General features: G+C 62.2%; 15 protein-coding genes and 1 pseudogene. 9 read left to right on the forward strand and 7 right to left on the reverse strand.

Annotated elements, in window-relative coordinates:
* Positions 1 to 342: 342 nt before the first annotated feature.
* Positions 343 to 768 (forward strand): annotated as a pseudogene (locus MRY75_RS16960) (transposase); the annotation flags it as partial.
* Here MRY75_RS16960 and MRY75_RS16965 read toward each other — a convergent pair.
* Together MRY75_RS16965 and MRY75_RS16970 are read right to left on the reverse strand one after the other, a co-directional pair.
* Complete coding sequence (locus MRY75_RS16965; RefSeq protein WP_292309189.1) at positions 746 to 1,795, reverse strand: AAA family ATPase; 1,050 nt, start codon at positions 1,793 to 1,795, stop codon at positions 746 to 748. The pseudogene MRY75_RS16960 and the gene MRY75_RS16965 overlap by 23 nt on opposite strands.
* Before the next feature lie 421 nt (positions 1,796 to 2,216).
* Entirely contained in the window at positions 2,217 to 4,508 is a 2,292-nt protein-coding gene (locus MRY75_RS16970; RefSeq protein WP_292309190.1) for an adenosylcobalamin-dependent ribonucleoside-diphosphate reductase, read from the reverse strand.
* Positions 4,509 to 4,712: 204 nt separating this feature from the next.
* Between MRY75_RS16970 and MRY75_RS16975 the strand changes: the two genes are divergently transcribed.
* The 3 genes from MRY75_RS16975 (at position 4,713) to MRY75_RS16985 (ending at position 7,496) form a co-directional block, all read left to right on the forward strand.
* Entirely contained in the window at positions 4,713 to 5,144 is a 432-nt protein-coding gene (locus MRY75_RS16975; RefSeq protein ID WP_292309191.1) for a DUF1489 domain-containing protein, read from the forward strand.
* 93 nt (positions 5,145 to 5,237) lie between these two features.
* Positions 5,238 to 6,104: a glutathione-dependent disulfide-bond oxidoreductase gene (gene yghU / locus MRY75_RS16980; protein ID WP_292309192.1), complete on the forward strand. Its 867-nt coding sequence runs from the start codon at positions 5,238 to 5,240 to the stop codon at positions 6,102 to 6,104.
* 72 nt (positions 6,105 to 6,176) lie between these two features.
* Positions 6,177 to 7,496, forward strand: a complete 1,320-nt coding sequence (locus MRY75_RS16985; RefSeq protein ID WP_292309193.1) for an AarF/ABC1/UbiB kinase family protein — start codon at positions 6,177 to 6,179, stop codon at positions 7,494 to 7,496.
* Positions 7,497 to 7,549: 53 nt separating this feature from the next.
* On the opposite strand, the gene hisG is transcribed toward MRY75_RS16985, so the two are convergent.
* The 3 genes from hisG to hisS are packed head-to-tail and all read right to left on the reverse strand — an operon-like array spanning position 7,550 to position 10,820.
* Positions 7,550 to 8,242 carry an ATP phosphoribosyltransferase gene (hisG, locus tag MRY75_RS16990; RefSeq protein ID WP_292309194.1) on the reverse strand — a complete coding sequence of 231 codons (693 nt, stop codon included), beginning with the start codon at positions 8,240 to 8,242 and terminating at the stop codon, positions 7,550 to 7,552.
* The gene (locus tag MRY75_RS16995; RefSeq protein WP_292309195.1) at positions 8,239 to 9,318 is read right to left on the reverse strand and encodes an ATP phosphoribosyltransferase regulatory subunit; all 1,080 of its coding nucleotides are present in this window, start codon (positions 9,316 to 9,318) and stop codon (positions 8,239 to 8,241) included. The genes hisG and MRY75_RS16995 overlap by 4 nt, the downstream gene beginning before the upstream one ends.
* A 17-nt stretch (positions 9,319 to 9,335) precedes the next feature.
* On the reverse strand, positions 9,336 to 10,820 hold the full coding sequence (gene hisS, locus MRY75_RS17000; protein WP_292309196.1) for a histidine--tRNA ligase: 1,485 nt from the start codon (positions 10,818 to 10,820) through the stop codon (positions 9,336 to 9,338).
* A gap of 211 nt (positions 10,821 to 11,031) precedes the next feature.
* On the opposite strand from hisS, the gene MRY75_RS17005 reads away from it, so the two are divergent.
* The gene (locus MRY75_RS17005; protein WP_292309197.1) at positions 11,032 to 11,232 is read left to right on the forward strand and encodes a SlyX family protein; all 201 of its coding nucleotides are present in this window, start codon (positions 11,032 to 11,034) and stop codon (positions 11,230 to 11,232) included.
* An 11-nt stretch (positions 11,233 to 11,243) separates the two neighbouring features.
* On the opposite strand, the gene MRY75_RS17010 is transcribed toward MRY75_RS17005, so the two are convergent.
* Both MRY75_RS17010 and dnaE read right to left on the reverse strand, forming a co-directional pair.
* A complete protein-coding gene (locus MRY75_RS17010) occupies positions 11,244 to 12,257 on the reverse strand; it encodes a hypothetical protein (RefSeq protein ID WP_292309198.1) in 1,014 nt (337 codons plus the stop codon).
* A gap of 85 nt (positions 12,258 to 12,342) precedes the next feature.
* Entirely contained in the window at positions 12,343 to 15,843 is a 3,501-nt protein-coding gene (gene dnaE, locus MRY75_RS17015; RefSeq protein ID WP_292309199.1) for a DNA polymerase III subunit alpha, read from the reverse strand.
* 148 nt (positions 15,844 to 15,991) lie between these two features.
* Between dnaE and MRY75_RS17020 the strand changes: the two genes are divergently transcribed.
* The 4 genes from MRY75_RS17020 to MRY75_RS17035 all read left to right on the forward strand — a co-directional run bounded on the left by MRY75_RS17020 (position 15,992) and on the right by MRY75_RS17035 (position 17,623).
* Positions 15,992 to 16,297, forward strand: coding sequence for a hypothetical protein (locus tag MRY75_RS17020; RefSeq protein ID WP_292309200.1), 306 nt, complete (start codon positions 15,992 to 15,994; stop codon positions 16,295 to 16,297).
* Positions 16,298 to 16,371: 74 nt separating this feature from the next.
* Positions 16,372 to 16,701, forward strand: coding sequence for a metalloregulator ArsR/SmtB family transcription factor (locus MRY75_RS17025; protein WP_292309201.1), 330 nt, complete (start codon positions 16,372 to 16,374; stop codon positions 16,699 to 16,701).
* A complete protein-coding gene (locus MRY75_RS17030; protein ID WP_292309202.1) occupies positions 16,698 to 17,159 on the forward strand; it encodes an SRPBCC domain-containing protein in 462 nt (153 codons plus the stop codon). The genes MRY75_RS17025 and MRY75_RS17030 overlap by 4 nt, the downstream gene beginning before the upstream one ends.
* Positions 17,156 to 17,623, forward strand: coding sequence for an SRPBCC family protein (locus tag MRY75_RS17035; protein WP_292309203.1), 468 nt, complete (start codon positions 17,156 to 17,158; stop codon positions 17,621 to 17,623). Before MRY75_RS17030 ends, MRY75_RS17035 begins: the two co-directional genes overlap by 4 nt.
* Positions 17,624 to 17,773 lie beyond the last annotated feature (150 nt).

Here is a 17,773-nt window from a genome sequence, read left to right on the forward strand (position 1 = left end):
GCCTATCAAAAGCACCGAGTCAAAAAGATAAAGAAGCAATCCAAATCAGAAGGCCATTACGCTAAACTGTAGCACTTATTTTGAAGCAGGTCCTTAGCGCATAAGTTGGTCGGAAAGTTCTGCGATCACCTTTCGTTGCACCGCCAATCGTTGAACTACGCCCGCGAGAACGTACATATCTATCGTTCGACCAATGTACGACTGGATGAGAAAGATCACCGCGCTGCTGGAACCCCTGACAGACTACATCGGCACGGTGATTCAGGCGGCACGGGGCCGGCCTCGTTCCCAGACGACACCCTGATCCGGATGTAAAGCGATGGCAAGGCCGGGAAGTTCCAGACTGCTCGAATGTGGAGCTATGTCCGTGACGAACGGCCATGGTGCGGTCAGGCGCCACCATGCACCTGGTACCAGTTCAGCGAGAACCGAAAAGGCGAACACCCCGCGCCATCTCCAGGAATCCATGTCGTCCATGCAGATGGCTACAACGGGTTCAACGGTATCTTTGGCGACAATCTGGCCACCCAGCAGGCCTTCATTGCCTACGTGCAGCGCAAATTCGTCGATGTCTTCGAACGCGACGGATCGGCGATTGCCAAGGCGATCACACTATACGACAGCGGGGCGACAGGGGAAGGTTTATCACCCTGTCGCTCATTACTCAGCCTTCATCTTCAGAGAATATTGAACGGGAAGTATCTTTGGGCGTTGTCGCACAACAAGAGGCGCTCAGACATCACGGTCAATGAAGAAATGGCCGATTAATGGCTACATCTGCTGCGTCAAGCATCCGGACGACTGACCGCAGGCTTACCATCTGCTTCACCTCAAGGACATTGATAACCTCTAACACTGCATCGAGCGCATCATCTGGAAGCGCACGGCGCGAACCTTCTCTGATCGCAAACCCCAAGAGATCAGATTTGGACAGAGCCGAAAGCTGCATGGGAGGACATCGACTTAGAAATGGGGCAGGCAGACCATCTAGAGAATTTGCAGTCATCACCCAAGTGATCCAAGACATGTCGAACGACACCCGAAAATAAGGGCACGCCCATTTCGCTGCGGTAAGCCGCTCGAGGAGTGGAAGCATGCCTTCGCTGAGAGAAAATCTCTGCCCTTTATTCGAAACCACGAGACCGGCCTTTTCGACTTCATCGATTATGATGACGGGATTTGCGACACCGGTTGACATGATGCCGTCTAACGGTTTTCCTGGGCCTGCAGTGCTCCAGCCTCGCTGGGTGCCGACCACCGAAAAAGCGGCAGGCTCTCCCGTTGCTTCGATGATAGTTGTTGGAACAGACAGCTTCTCGGCGAGAAGGCGCGCCCAAAAACTTTTGCCGATTCCTGGCGGCCCTACCAATAGCAGTGGCTTCAAAAGTGGGGCGGGATCGCCGTTGCGCACAGACGCACGCATTTCCTGCCAAACGCGCTCGGTTGCTTCTGCCATCCATGGCATTTCGGCGTGGAGAGCACTTGCAATCTCATCAGCATGATGTTCTGACTCAATTGGTCGTAATTCAGCGCCGTGCCGGAGAACCTCCAGCTTCCTTCTATCCTCCTTGCTAAGGTGCGACATTCTGGTCGCGCGAGCGACTGCAGTGAGATAAGATTCTGTTCGCCGACTAATCTTCAATTGGTCTGCCTCACTCAGCATTAAGTCCTTCTTGGTCGCAACACGCGCTAAGCGCAGATTTTGAAGGTGCTGCCTCAAACGAGCCTCGATGTCGAAAGAAGTCGGCAACTCGTGGGGTGGGAAGGTGACGTCAACAAACTTGATCCGTGGCATTGGGTATCCTCTCTAATCCGGCGTGCCATTTAATCAGCAGCCAGTATCGCGCAGCGCAAAGCTGTTCGGTTGTCAGTAGGAGGATCCGGATCCCTGGCTTCGCTTTGAGTACAGATACCTTGTTCGGTCAACCACGTGGCGATGGCGACCGCTTGAAGAACAAAGATGTAAGCACCCGCTGTAAGGCCCGCGCAGAACCTAGTAATATCAGAGACTTAGTGTAAAGTGTTCAATATATACCCAACAAATGTCCGTTCTTGGGGCCTGAATGTCCCTCAATTGCCCGCATTTACAGCCTCTAGCAAAATCAATAGCTTATGCCGCAGTGGCAGAGCATGACCCGCCAAGTGGCGGCCGAAATGCCCAAAATGGCAAACTTACCCTGGGCATTTCAATAATCAACACCAACGACCCCGGCCAATTACCCGCACTTGCTGTGCCCACAAGACCCGCAGGTCATGCAGCCTTCGACCATGCGCATGTCGTACTGGCCGCAGCTGGGGCAGGCTTTGCCGCGACCGCCGGGCAGGTTGACCACCTGTGCCTGCGGATCGGATTTCAGCCCCATGCCTTCCCCCGCAAGGAACCCGATGGCGATCATGTGCTGTTCGATCACGCCGCCGATGGCGGCCAGAATCGACGGGATGTACTTGCCGTTCACCCATGCGCCACCCCGCGGATCGAAGACCGCCTTGAGTTCCTCGACCACGAAGGACACATCCCCGCCGCGCCGGAACACAGCCGATATCATCCGCGTCAGCGCAACGGTCCAGGCGAAATGCTCCATGTTCTTGGAGTTGATGAACACCTCGAAGGGGCGCCGATGCCCGCCGACAATGATGTCGTTGATCGTGAGGTAAATCGCGTGTTCGCTGTCCGGCCATTTCAGCTTGTAGGTAGCACCTTCCAATGCCTTCGGGCGGTCCAAAGGCTCGGACATGTAGATCACGTCGCCATGCGGCTGCTGCGGTTCTTCATCCGAGGATGTCACCACCTCCGGCGCGTCCGCCTTCTTTTCCTCAGCCACGGACAACACCGACCCTGTCACGTCATTCGGACGGTATGTCGTGCAGCCTTTGCAGCCGGTCTCGAACGCTTCCATGTAGACGTCCTTGAACGCCTCGAAGGAAATGTCCTCCGGGCAGTTGATCGTCTTCGAGATCGAGGAATCCACCCATTTCTGTGCCGCCGCCTGCATCTTCACATGCTCCAGCGGGGCCAGGGTCTGGGCGTTCACGAAATAGTCGGGCAACTCCCTGTCGCCAAACTTTTCGCGCCACATCTGGACGGAGTAATCGACCACCTCTTCCTCGGTCCGCGTGCCGTCCTTTTGCAACACTTTGCGGGTGTAGGCATAGGCAAAGACCGGCTCGATCCCCGACGACACGTTCCCGGCGTAAAGCGAGATCGTCCCCGTCGGCGCGATCGAGGTCAGCAGCGCATTGCGGATGCCGTGTTCGCGGATCGCATCGCGCACGTCCTCGTCCATCATCTGCATGGTGCCGGATGCGAGGTACTTTTCCGCATCGAAGAGCGGGAACGCGCCCTTCTCCTTGGCCAATTCGACCGACGCCAGGTAGGCGGCGCGGGCAATCGCGTGCAACCAGCGCTCGGTCTGGGTTGCGGCCTCGTCCGAGCCATAGCGCAGACCCAGCATCAGCAGCGCATCCGCCAACCCGGTCACGCCCAAACCGATCCGCCGTTTGGCCTGCGCTTCGGCCCGCTGCGCCTCGAGCGGGAATTTCGACGCGTCCACCACGTTGTCCATCATCCGCACGGCCGTCGCGACCAACTCGTTCAGCGCGCCTTCGTCCAGCGCCGCCGCGTCCTCGAACGGGTCCGTCACCAGCCGGGCAAGGTTGATCGACCCCAGAAGACACGCGCCATATGGCGGCAGCGGCTGTTCCCCGCAGGGGTTCGTCGCGGCGATGGTTTCGACATAGCTCAGGTTGTTGGCCTGATTGATCCGGTCGATGAAGATCACCCCCGGTTCGGCATAGTCGTAAGTCGCGCGCATGATCCGGTTCCACAGATCCCGCGCCTGCACCGTGCGATAGACTTTGCCCTCGAACACCAGATCCCACGACCCGTCCGCCTTGACCGCCTCCATGAAGGCGTCCGTCACCAGCACCGACAGGTTGAACATGCGCAGCCGCGCCGCATCCGCCTTGGCGCCGATGAACTCTTCCACATCCGGGTGATCGCAGCGCATCGTGGCCATCATCGCGCCCCGGCGCGAGCCCGCCGACAAGATCGTGCGGCACATCGCGTCCCACACATCCATGAAAGACAGCGGCCCCGACGCATCGGCGGCAACCCCTTTGACATCGGCGCCCTTGGGCCGGATCGTGCTGAAATCATACCCGATTCCACCGCCCTGCTGCATGGTCAGCGCGGCCTCTTTCAGCATCTCGAAAATGCCGCCCATGCTGTCGGGGATCGTGCCCATGACAAAACAGTTGAACAGCGTCACCGACCGCGCCGTACCGGCCCCTGCCGTGATCCGCCCCGCAGGCAGGTACTTGAAATCCTCCAGAGCGCCGTAGAAACGCTCTTCCCAGACCGCAGGCTCCGCTTCTACCTCGGCCAGAGACCGCGCGATCCGCCGCCACGTGTCCTCGACCGTCCGGTCCAGCGGCGCGCCATCCGCCTCTTTCAGACGGTACTTCATATCCCAGATCTGTTCAGCGATCGGCGCGGCAAAACGGGTCATGGCAGCGATTCCCCTCTGATGGAAGACCGACAGGATACCCTGTCAGGGAAAAACAACAATTAGTTTTGATGGGACGAAAAGACTACCACATTCGGTAGGACTTGGGGAAGACTCTGTGGATAACCCCATGAAAACCCTGTGCAGCCACGTCGCCCCTTGAACCCCCTTCTCCGACGTCTAATCTCCGCTGCAAGGGAGATCCCAATGGCAGGCACCGTCCATCTCATCAAACTCTCGGTCGGCTCGGACAGTGTCGAACAGATCGAGGATTGGCAGCAGAACCGTTCGAAGCAGCGGGTCAACGGCCAGTATTTCCACCTCACCCGCATGTGGCCCAAACGCGAGGCGGACTTGCTCAACGGCGGCTCGATCTACTGGGTGGTCAAGGGTCTGGTGCAGGCCCGCCAGCGCATCATCGCACTTGAGGAAATCACCGGCGACGATGGCATCCGCCGCTGCGGCATCGTTCTTGACCCCGAACTGATCCGCACCGCCACCGCCCCCAAACGCCCGTTCCAGGGTTGGCGCTACCTCAAACCGGAAGACGCCCCGCCCGATCTGGGCAAATCGCGCCTCAACGACGACACCCTGCCCCCCGAACTGGCGGGCGCACTGGCTGAAATCGGTGTGCTCTGACCGAACCGCACAGGTCCTCTGCGTTTCTGCACTGGCAGTTTCAGGATCAATGCATAGCTTGGGCGCACCCTCGCAGCGAACAGGAAAACCGACATGACCGACAGCTACACCCCTCCCAAAGTCTGGACATGGGACAAGGAAAACGGCGGCAAGTTTGCCAGCACCAACCGCCCCATTGCGGGCGCGACCCATGACAAGGAATTGCCGGTCGGCACCCACCCGTTTCAGCTTTACAGCCTTGCCACCCCGAACGGCCAGAAGGTCACGATCCTGTTCGAGGAATTGCTGGCAGCCGGTCACACCGGCGCGGAATACGATGCGTGGCTTATCAAGATCGGCGATGGCGACCAGTTCGGATCGGGTTTTGTCGACATCAACCCCAACTCCAAGATCCCCGCACTCATGGACCGCTCCGGCGACACACCTGTGCGCGTCTTCGAATCCGCCGCGATCCTGATGCACCTGGCCGAGAAATTCGACGCCTTCCTCGGGCCGAAGGAAAACCGCGCAGAGATGCTGAGCTGGCTCTTCTGGCAGATGGGCAGCGCGCCCTATCTGGGCGGCGGGTTCGGCCATTTCTACGCCTACGCGCCCGAACCGATGGAATACCCGATCAACCGTTTCGCGATGGAGGCCAAGCGCCAACTTGACGTGCTTGATCGGCAACTGGCCGACCGCGATTTCATCAGCGGGCCGGATTACACCATCGCCGACATGGCGATCTGGCCGTGGTATGGCGGGCTGGTTCTGGGCCGCCTCTACAACGCAGGCGCATTTCTTGACGTCGAAAGCTACACCAACGTGGTCCGCTGGGCCAAAGCCATCGACGCCCGCCCTGCCGTCAAACGCGGCCGCATGGTCAACCGTGCCTTTGGCGACCCCAGCGAACAACTGCACGAACGCCACGACGCGTCGGATTTCGACACAAAGACGCAGGACAAGATCGCAGCCGCCGAGTGACCCGCCGCAGCGCGCCGCGACAATCGGCGCGCGGATATTGCCGCATCCCAGCGCGGCCTTATCTCACGCGGCATGAAGGATGAGTTCGACAGCCGCAGCCGCGCCGTCCCCACCGGACGTGCCGCCCGTGCTGCCCGCATGGGCGGGCTGGCCGGGGGTCTTCTGACCTCCGCCGCCGCAGCCGGCGCGCGCTCGCTGTTTCAGGGCCGCAAACCGTCGCCCCGCGACATGTTCCTCACCCCGGCAAACGCCCAGCGCCTGACGCGTGAGCTTTCGCAGATGCGCGGTGCCGCGATGAAGATGGGGCAGCTTCTCTCCCTCGAAGCAGGTGATCTGCTGACCCCCGAACTCGCCGCCGTGCTCCGCCCGTTGCAGGCGCAGGCGCATTTCATGCCGCCCGCGCAGCTCAAACAGGTGCTGACCAAAGCCTGGGGCGCAGATTTTACCAAACGGTTCAAAAAATTCGACGTCCGCCCCATCGCCGCCGCCTCCATCGGGCAGGTCCACCGGGCGCAAACCCAGGATGGCCGCGATCTGGCGATCAAGGTTCAATATCCCGGCATCCGCGACAGCATCGACAGCGACCTGCGCAACCTCGCCAGCCTGATGCGCCTCTCGGGCATGATGCCCAAGGGCCTCGACCTCGCTCCGCTGTTCGAGGACGCCCGCGCGCAACTGCATGAAGAGGCGGATTACGAACAGGAGGCCCGCAGCCTGCGCCAGTTCGGAGACCTCCTGCAAGACGACCCGCACTTCATCGTCCCGCAGGTCCATGACGACCTCTCCACCCGCGACATCCTCGCGATGGCGTTCATCCCCTCCGATCCCATCGACACGCTCGAAGATGCAGACCAGACCACCCGGAACCGGATGGCGGAACGCCTGATCGCCCTGATGATGCGCGAGGTGTTCGACTTCCACCTTGTCCAGTCCGACCCCAACTTCGCCAATTTCCGCTGGCAGCCCGAGACCGGCAAACTGGTCCTGCTCGATTTCGGCGCAACCCGCCGCCTGACGCCCGACCTGGTGACCCGCGCCCGTGCCATCCTGCGCCCCGCGCTCGACAATGTCCTGCCCGGCATCGGCACCGCCCTGCGCGACCTTGGCCTGCTTGCCGACGCCCTGCCGGACAAAACCCGTGCCGAAATTCTGAGCATGGTCGAAACGGCCAACGCCCCAATGCTGCACCCGGACGGGTTCGATTTCGGCGACACATCCCTCGTGTCAGACCTGCGCGACCGGGGCATGGCGCTTGGCCGCGACCGGTCGATCCAGCACATCCCGCCGACCGAGGTGCTCTACCTGCAACGCAAGGCCGCCGGGCTGTTTCTGCTGGCGACGCGCCTGCGCGCGCAGGTCACGCTGCGCGACCTGTTCCAGACTTACGCATAACGCGCCCAAACGCGTTGACGCGTTTGGGCACTCCGTCGACGGAGTGACCCGCGCTACAGCCCCAGCCGCTCGATCAACGCCCGCAGGTTCACCCGCTCCTGATCCGTCACCTCGGCCCGCCTGCTCCGGAACAGCGTCGCCTGGCTTTCCAGAATCGGCGGTTCATTCAGGATTTTCAGGTGGTTGGCCCGCAACGTCTCCCCGGTCGAGGTGATATCCGCAATCGCCTCAGCCGTCAGGTTCTTGACCGTGCCTTCGGTCGCCCCCTGACTGTCCACCAGCTGGTAATCCGCCACGCCGCCCCGGCGCAGATAGTCCCGCACCAGCCGGTGATACTTGGTGGCGATCCGCATCCGGAACCCATGCCGCGCGCGAAACGCTGCCGCGGCACCGTCCAGATCATCCAGCGTGTCCACATCGACCCAGCAATTCGGCACTGCCACGATCAGGTTCGCATGGCCAAACCCCAAAGGCGCCAGCGGTTCGACCTTCTGATCCCACTGTACCAGCTTTTCCTGAATGAGGTCGTTGCCCGTCACCCCAAGGTGAATGCGCCCCGCCGCCAGTTCGCGCGGGATTTCCCCGGCCGAGAGCAGCACAAGATCAACGCCGTCGACCCCGTCCACCGCACCGGCATATTCGCGCTCCGACCCCGTCCGCGTGAGCGTCACGCCCCGCGCGCCGAACCAGTCGAAGGTCTTTTCCATCAGCCGCCCCTTGGACGGCACACCCAGCTTGACCGTCATGGCAGCCCCCCAAGATCAAGCACCAGATCCGGCCGGATCACGCCACCCACCGCAGGGATCTCGCGCCCCTGTCCAAGCCGCCGGGTCAGCGCGTCATAGCGCCCGCCCGTCGCGACAGGAGGCAGATCGGGCCGCGCCTCGGAATAGAAGCCAAAGACAAACCCGTCGTAATACTCCATCGACGTGCGCCCGTAGGACGCCTCAAAGGGCAGATTTTCCACATCGACGCCCCGCCGCGCCATCGCCTCGCACCGCGCCTCGAACCGGTCGAGCGCGGGCAGCAGGCCCGGCATGTCCACCGCAATATCGCGCAGGTGTTCCAGCGCGTTGGGGCAGGTTTCCGACACCGACAGCACAGCGGTGATCAGATCGACCATCTCGGCCGACATCGCCGGTTCCGCCCCATCCGCGCGCAGCGCGTCGATCCGGGTTTCGATCTCGCGTTCGCTGCGCAGCCCGATCATGACGCCTGCATCCTGCAAAGGAGCCTCCGAGGCCAGCAGCGCCGCCCGCGACGGCGGCACGGGCGCAAGCCCGGCAAAGCGTTTGACCAGCGCCGTAAATCGCGCAGGCCGCCAGATGTGGCGCATCAAGGCCGCGCGCCGGTCCTCGGTCGTGGCAAGCCCCCGCACCATCGCGATGAGGATGCCGATGTCCCCGGTCGCCGCGCGCAGTCCCAGCGGGGCGAGCACATCGGAAAACTGTCCGAACACATCCGCATCCGCCGCCGCCGCATTGGCGCCGCCGAATTCCTCGTAACCGACCTGCATGTATTCGCTGCGCCGGTCCGGGTGGTCTTCCTGCTTGCGGAACACTTCACCGAAATAGGTGTAGCTGGCCGGCAGACCGTCACCCGCCATGTGGTACTGCACCACCGGCACGGTGAAGTCCGGGCGCAGCATCATCTCGCCGCGTTCCGGATCGGTCGTCACATAGGCCCGCGCGCGGATGTCCTCTCCGTAAAGGTCCAGCAGCACCTCGGCCTGCAGCAGGATGTCGGTTTCAAACCGTGCAGCCCCTTCGGCAACGAACCCGTCGCAGATGGATTCAGCCTCGATCCGGACGCGGGACTTCATGGGAATGTCCTGCGCCATCAGGAATAGCTTTCGAGGATCTCGCGCACCTTGGACACAAGCTGATCGCGCGGCACTTCGAACTGGTTCGGGCGGTCCTGCCATTCCTCGAGGCTGGCACTTTCCGCGATCTTGGCCCCAAGGATCAGGTCCTTGATCTGCACCACGCCATTGGCCTTTTCATCCCCGCCTTCGATCACGGCAACCGGCGAATTGCGCTTGTCCGCGTATTTGAGCTGATTGCCGAAATTCTTGGGATTGCCCAGATAGACCTCGGCCCGGATGCCCGCGCTGCGCAGTTCTGCCACCATCGCCTGATAATCGCCCATCCGGTCGCGATCCATGACGGTCACCACCACCGGGCCCTGCGTCTTGCTGCCGATCCGGCCTTTTTCGCGCAGAGCGGCCAACAGGCGATCCACACCGATGCTGACCCCCGTGGCGGGGACCGGCTGGCCGGTAAAGCGCTTGACCAGATCGTCATAACGCCCACCGCCCGCGACCGATCCGAACTGCCGTTTGCGGCCCTTTTCATCAAGGATTTCAAAGGTAAGCTCGGCCTCGAAAACGGGGCCGGTGTAATAGCCCAGACCGCGCACCACCGACGGGTCGATGACGATGCGGTCCGGCCCATAGCCGCCAGCAGCCAGCAGATCAGCGATCTGCTCAAGCTCTGCCACACCCTCTGCCCCAATCGCGCTGTCACCAACCGCCGCCTGCAGATTCTCGATCGTCTGCGCCGCAGTTTCGCCTTTGGAGGTTAAGAACGCGATAACAGGCTCGGCCTGCGCATCGCTCAGGCCAACACCGTCGATATAGGCACCGGACGCATCCAGCCGCCCCTTGCCCAGCAACTCGCGCACACCGGCTTCACCCACCTTGTCGAACTTGTCGATGGTGCGCAGAACGGCGTCGCGCTGCCCCTCGTCATCAAGCCCCATCGCCTCCAGCACACCGTTCAGAACCTTCCGGTTGTTCACCCGAACGATGTAATCCCCACGCGGAATGCCCACGACCTCCAGAGTGTCCGCGAGCATCGCGCAAATCTCGGCATCCGCCGCGACCGAAGCGGACCCGACCGTATCCGCATCGCATTGATAAAACTGCCGAAACCGCCCCGGCCCCGGCTTTTCGTTGCGCCAGACAGGCCCCATCGCATAGCGCCGGTAAGGCAGCGGCAGATCGTTGCGGTGCTGGGCATAGACCCGGGCCAGAGGGGCCGTCAGATCATAACGCAGCGCCAGCCAATCACCCGCCGCGCCATCCTCGTCCTCCTGCCACGCGAAAACGCCCTCGTTGGGGCGGTCTACGTCCGGCAGGAACTTGCCCAGCGCCTCGACCGTCTCCACCGCCGAGCTTTCCAGCGCGTCGAACCCGTACCGATGATAGACCCCGGCGATCTGCGCCAGCATTTCGGCGCGTTCGGTCACTTCGGTGCCGAAATAATCGCGGAAGCCCTTGGGCGTCTGCGCCTTGGGCTTGGGGGCTTTCTTGTCTTTGGCCATGGTCAATTCCCGATCGGGCTTGCGTGTCGCGCCTCCTCTAAACGCTGGAAACCGAGGGGGCAAGCAGAGCCGCGTCACCGCTATGGGCGAAGAGGTTAACAAATAGGTAAAAGGGCCGGATCGGACCCAATGTTTCGCGCGCGAAACAATAGGTCCGGTTGCGGACCTACTGCCTCTTGCCAAGACCCGCGCCCATGCGCATCTGTTGTGCATGGATACAACCGCCCTCGAAGAACGCATCGCGCATCTGCTGCGCGTCACGGACGACCTGTCCGACACCGTGGCCCAACAGGCCAAGGAGATCGACCGCCTAACCGCGCGGGTCGAGATGCTGATGATGCGCGAAGCGGAACGCGAGGCCGAGGGAACCGGCGGCGTTGTGCTGGGCGACGAACGCCCGCCGCATTACTGATCCCGACCCCGTCAGTTGCCGCGAATATCGGTTTCGATCACTTCGCCGTCATGCAGGAGAATGGTCTTCCATTCCGGGTTTGATCCAAAGGTTTCATACACGCTGACAAAGGCCGTATCCCGCGCAAGACGCGACATGGATGACCCGCAGGGTTTGCCTGTGCCGACCCGACAAATGCGGGACTTCAGCGTTTCATAGGCCGCATCGGTGGCGGAATAGGGCTGCACCTTGGACGGCAGACCATAGCGCAGTTGCTCGTGGGTTTCAGGGCTGCCGAACATGGCAAGCGCCGCCGTGAACTGACGCACGCAACCGTCGTCAAAGCCTGTCAGATAGAACGTGTGCGGAGCAACATTGCCGGGCTGGCTGTCATAGAGCTCATAGGTCGAGCGGCCGTCGGGATAGCGTTCGACCCGTGTTCCCAGCTCGCGTGTGGACAGATCACAGACACGGGCCAGCACGCCATAGGGCAGCTGGGTTCCCTTGGCGACGATCTGATAATCCGGTGCATCCCGCGCCGGACCGGCTGATGGCGCCGGTGCCGCAACATCGTCCACCTGCCCCTCCGCAGGGAGGGCGGCAAGCTGTGTTGCATCGTCTGGCTGGGCGTCTGACTGACGGGCTCCTGCGGCGGCACGGCTCAGGAACCCAAGCAAACCGCGGCGTGGGGGCTCTGTGGCATCCTCGGATGACGCGTCGGCTTCGGTCTCGGCCACGGCGGCCACGACCACTGGCTCTTCCGTATCCGCTGTTTCGAGGCTGGATGTCGCTTCATCCGGCGCAGCCGCGTCTCTGCCGAACAGCCGCCCGAACAACCCGCGCGGTTGCGGTGCCTCGACCCTGTCGGCTTCAGTCGGACCAGTGATCTCATCGTCTGCGCGAATGTCACTCTCGCCGCGCAAGGCGGCCTGGATCTCGGTGTCGCTGACATCGGTGTCGGACAAGCGCGGCACGTCGCGCAGGGGGTCACTGGCACATCCGGCAAGCAGACTGCCAACGATCAGGATCACGGCAAAACGAAACATGTCACCCCCCAACTTGACGCCGCACCCTAGCGAGGCCCCGCACCCCCGTCCAGCCGCGCCTGCGCGACTTTCCGCCCTTGGCAGATCAGAGCTCTTCGACGTCGAGCACACCGCCCAGCGACTTGATGGCGCCTTTGATTTCGGGTGTCACGGGGAATTCGCGGGCCAGCGCCACATCAACTTCCCCCGGCAGCCCCGGCGCGTTGAGACAGCAGATGCGGATCGGCCCCTTTCCGGCCTTGGGCAACTGGTCCGCCGCGCGGGTCAGGACCGACGCCACATGCGGGACCGCGTCTGGCGCATCGACGAAGATGCGCAATCCCATGCTGACCGCATCCGCAACGGCGGACTCGACCGGCGCCACGGACCGCCCCAGCAGCTTGAGCTGGTCGGATTCCAGCGTGGCCTCACAAGTGACCATGACCTTCGATCCGGTCTCCAGATGATCGCGAGCGGCCTCGAGCGTATCAGAAAACAGCGTGACCTCATAGGCCCCGGTCGGATCGCTGAGCTGGGCAAAGGCAAAGCGGTTGCCGCGCGCGGATTTGCGCTCCTGCCGCCCCGCAACAACCCCGGCCATCTTGACCACGCAGGGTCCGTTCTGCGCCTTGGCAAGAACGTCATCCAGCGTCATCGCGCCCTTGCGCTTGAGCGCGGTCATGTAGTCGTCGAGCGGATGGCCCGACAGGTAGAACCCCACGGCCTTGAACTCTTCCGACAGACGTTCAGCGGGCAGCCAGTCCGTCACGGGCGACAGGCGCGGTTCCGGCAGGTCGTCGCCCGCTTCGCCGAACAAGGACACCTGCGCCGAAGCGCGCTGTTCGTGGATCGCCGCGGAATAGCCGACCAGCGCATCAAGGCTTTCGAACACCCGCCTGCGGTTGCGATCAAGCTGGTCAAACGCACCGGACCGCGCCAGCATCTCCAGCGGCCTTTTGCCCACGCGTTTCAGATCGACCCGTCTGGCCACGTCGAACAGGGTGACAAATGGTTTCTCGCCACGCGCCTCGGTGATCAGCTTCATCGCGTCCACACCGACGTTCTTGAGCGCGCCCAGCGCGTAGACCAGCGCCCCGTCCTGCACGTCGAACATCGCCTCAGACCGGTTCACGCAGGGCGGCACCCACGGCAGGCCCAGCCCTTTCTTCACCTCTTCGAAATAGGTGGCCAGCTTGTCAGTCAGGTGAATATCGCAGTTCATGACGCCCGCCATGAACTCGACCGGGTGGTTCGCCTTGAGCCACGCCGTCTGGTAGCTCACCACCGCATAGGCGGCGGCGTGGGATTTGTTGAAGCCGTAATTCGCAAACTTCTCCAGAAGGTCGAACACTTCCGAGGCTTTCTTGGCCTCGACGCCATTCTCTGCCGCGCCCTTTTCGAACTTGGGGCGTTCGGCGTCCATCGCCTCCTTGATCTTTTTGCCCATCGCGCGGCGCAGCAGGTCCGCGCCACCAAGGCTGTAGCCCGCCATGACCTGCGCGATCTGCATCACCTGTTCCTGGTAGACGATGATGCCCTGCGTTTCCTCAAGGATGTGGTCGATCAGCGGATGGACGGATTCCCGTTCCCGCAGGCCGTTCTTGACCTCGCAATAGGTGGGGATGTTTTCCATCGGGCCGGGACGGTAGAGCGCCACAAGCGCCACGATGTCTTCGATACAGGTGGGCTTCATGCGCTTGAGCGCATCCATCATCCCCGAACTTTCCACCTGGAACACGGCAACGGTTTTCGCGGCGGCGTAAAGCTTGTAGGTCGCCTCGTCATCCAGCGGAATCTGACCGATGTCATTCTCGGCCCCTTCGAAAGGTGCATAAAGCTCTGTCCCATCCGCCGCGATATGCAACGGGCGCCCGGACTTGAAGATCATGTCCAGCGCGTATTGGATGACCGTCAGCGTCTTGAGGCCAAGGAAGTCGAACTTCACCAGACCCGCCTGTTCCACCCATTTCATGTTGAACTGCGTCGCCGGCATGTCCGACCGCGGGTCCTGATAGAGCGGCACCAGCTCGTCCAAAGGCCGGTCCCCGATCACCACACCTGCAGCATGGGTGGAGGCGTTGCGCAGCAGCCCTTCGACCTGCTGGCCATAGGTCAGAAGCCGGTCCACTACCTCTTCCTCGCGCGCCGCCTCGCGCAGGCGCGGTTCATCCTTGAGCGCCTTTTCGATGCTGACGGGCTTGACCCCTTCGACCGGGATCATCTTCGACAGGCGGTCCACCTGCCCGTAGGGCATCTGCAACACCCGTCCCACGTCGCGCACCGCCGCCTTGGACAGAAGCGCACCGAAGGTGATGATCTGGCCAACCCGGTCCTTGCCGTACTTGTCCTGCACGTAGCGGATCACCTCTTCGCGGCGGTCCATGCAGAAGTCGATGTCGAAGTCGGGCATCGACACACGTTCCGGGTTCAGGAAGCGTTCGAACAGAAGCTGGTAGCGCAGCGGATCAAGGTCCGTGATGGTCAGCGCATAGGCCACCAGAGAGCCCGCGCCCGAGCCCCGCCCCGGCCCCACCGGGATGTCGTGGTCCTTGGCCCATTTAATGAAGTCGGCCACGATCAGGAAGTAGCCGGGAAAGCCCATGCCTTCGATGATGCCCAGCTCGAATTCGAGCCGCTTCTCGTATTCCTCGACCGGCGCGGCATGCGGGATCACCGCAAGGCGGTCCTTCAGCCCCTGCCGCGCCTGACGCTTGAGTTCCTCGACCTCGTCATCCGCGAATTTCGGCAGAATCGGATCGCGCCGGTACGCCATGAAGGCACAGCGTTTCGCGATTTCCACCGTGTTTTCAATCGCCTCGGGCAGGTCGGCAAACAGCGTCACCATCTCCTGCGGCGACTTGAAGTAATGCTGCGGCGTCAACCGCCGGCGCGGCTCCTGCTGGTCGACATAGGCACCGTCGGCGATACAGATCAGCGCGTCATGCGCCTCGTACATGTCGGATTTCGGGAAATAGACATCATTGGTCGCCACCAGCGGCAGACCCATCGCATAGGCCATCTCCACGAAGGGCCGCTCGGTCAGGCGTTCAGCCTCCGGCAGGCCGTTTTCCCCCGGATGGCGCTGCAACTCGACATAAAGCCGGTCGCCGAAGATCTCGGCCAATCGCTGCATCACCGCCTCGGCGGCACCGCGATTGCCCTGTTGCAGGATGCGGCCCACCGCGCCATCCGGCCCGCCGGACAGGCAGATCACGTCTTCGCTGTGCTGCGCCAACTCGTCCAGCGTCACATGCGGCAGTTCCCCGTCATGACGCAGGTAAAGACAGGAGTTGAGCTTCATCAGATGCTCATACCCGGTCTCGGTCTGCGCCAGCAGAACCACCGGCGCAGGCGGCTTGGCCCGCTCGCCCGGCGCAGGATCGGCAACCCGCAGGTCGACCTGGCACCCGATGATCGGCTGCACCCCGGCACCCGCCGCCGAGACCGAAAACTCCAGCGCTGCAAACAGGTTGTTGGTGTCCGTCAATGCAACGGCCGGCATGTCCTTGGTGATGCAGAGATCGGGCAACTTCTTGAGCCGCACCGCGCCCTCGAGCAGCGAGTATTCGGAATGCACGCGCAGGTGAATGAATCGGGGATCAGCCATGCGGTCACACTATGCAGGGTCCGCGGCGCTGAAAAGCCCAAGCGGTGGTCGTTGCGAGAAGAAAAGACGGTGCTTTACATTTCCGACTAAATCAGTCAGTAATTGCGCTGCAATACCTGACAAAAGGAATCAACAAATGTATGGGACAGTGATCAAGACAGCATGCGTGGCCGCCTGCATCGGCACGATGGCCGCCGCCTCGGGGCCGGGCGAAACGCACCATGACGGGACAAGCTACCTCGCAGAAGGCGTGATGACCTACGAGGTCTTCGAAGCCTCGGTCGAGCATGTCGATCTCATGGGGTGCCCGGCGGATTTCGACGCCGACGCCAATTTCTGCCGCATGACACTGGCATCGGACCTCGCCCATGTCTTCGTGTTCTCTTATGGCGGCAACCAACCGCTTCTCGCGGTAAAGAGCTACGAACTTGGCGACGGGTTCCTGCCGTTCTGATTACCAAAATCAAAAGTTAGCCACATGGCTAGGTTTTTCTTGACGCAGGCCAGCTCCTGCCATTACCTAGCCATATGGCTAACCAACTCGATTCCGTTTTCTCCGCAATGGCCGACCCGACCCGCCGGGCGGTGATCGAACGCCTGCTCGACGGCCCTGCCAGCGTGTCCGACCTGCACGGCCCGCATGACATGGCGCTGCCGTCTTTCCTCAAACATTTGGGCAAGCTCGAAAAGGCCGGTCTGGTGCGGTCCGAAAAAACCGGCCGCACCCGCATCCTGCACATCGAGGCCGCCCCCATGGTCGCCGCTGAAGACTGGCTCACCCGACAGCGCAGGCTGTGGGAAGGGCGTCTCGACCGGTTGCAGGCGCTGGCCGAAGCTCTTGAAAGGCCCAATACATGACCGCCCCCATCGCCACCTTCCGTCTGACCCGCACCATCGCAACCCCGCAAGACCGCCTCTGGCATCTGCTGACCGACAGCAAATCGCGCGAACTCTGGGGCGCGCCGTCGGACGATGCCGTATTGGTGCTCGAAACCACCGACCTGCGCGAAGGCGGGCAGGAACGCCACCGCTGCGGACCGGCGGACAATCCCGAATTCACCGTCGACACCCATTGGTATCACATCGACGCCCCCACCCGCGCCTGTTTCACCGAGACGGTCATCGCAGGCGGGCAGCGCTTCGGCGTGTCGCTGGTCACTTACGTGCTGGCGCCGGACGACCCTGCAACCACCCTCACCGTCGATGTCGCCGTGGCCTCGATGACCGGCGAGGACATGCAGGGCGATTTCGACGCAGGCTGGACCAGCGGACTCGACCGTCTGGAGCGCCTCATCCGCTCAGGAGAGCTGAAATGACCTTCAACCCGAGCACCGACCTTCAAATCGAACGGCTGATCAGGGCACGTCCCGAAACCATCTGGCGCTGCTGGGAAGAGCCGGACCTCTTCAAGCAATGGTTCACCCCGCCCCCCGTCGAAGTGACCGAAGTCGAGAACGACTTGCGCCCCGGTGGTCGCGCCTTCAACGTTATGAAACTGCCTGATGGCACCCTGATGGAAAACGACGGCTGTTTCCTGCTGGCCGACAAATACAGCCGGCTGGTCTTTACCGATGGCGTTCTGCCGGGCTTCCGCCCCGCGCCGACCCCCGCCTTCATGACCGCCGATGTCCGTCTGATCCCGCAGGACAGCGGCACGCTGTACCACGCGCTTGTCATGCACTCCGATTCGGAAAAGCGCGATGCACATGAAAAGATGGGCTTTTTCGACGGCTGGGGCACCAGCCTGCACCAGTTGGCCCAGCTCGCCGAACGCCTCTGAAACAGGCACTCGTCCCGGCGTCATCGGCATTTCAGGACAAAATCGCTTGCCAAACCGGGCCCCGCTTGCCTAGCCTCACAGCACGACAGGGATAACCCAGCGCGTTTTCTACGCCGCATCGAGGGCGCGCATATAACGGGGCATATTGGT

Origin of the sequence: Marivita sp., from assembly GCF_022763305.1 — a bacterium.
Lineage (GTDB): Bacteria > Pseudomonadota > Alphaproteobacteria > Rhodobacterales > Rhodobacteraceae > Marivita.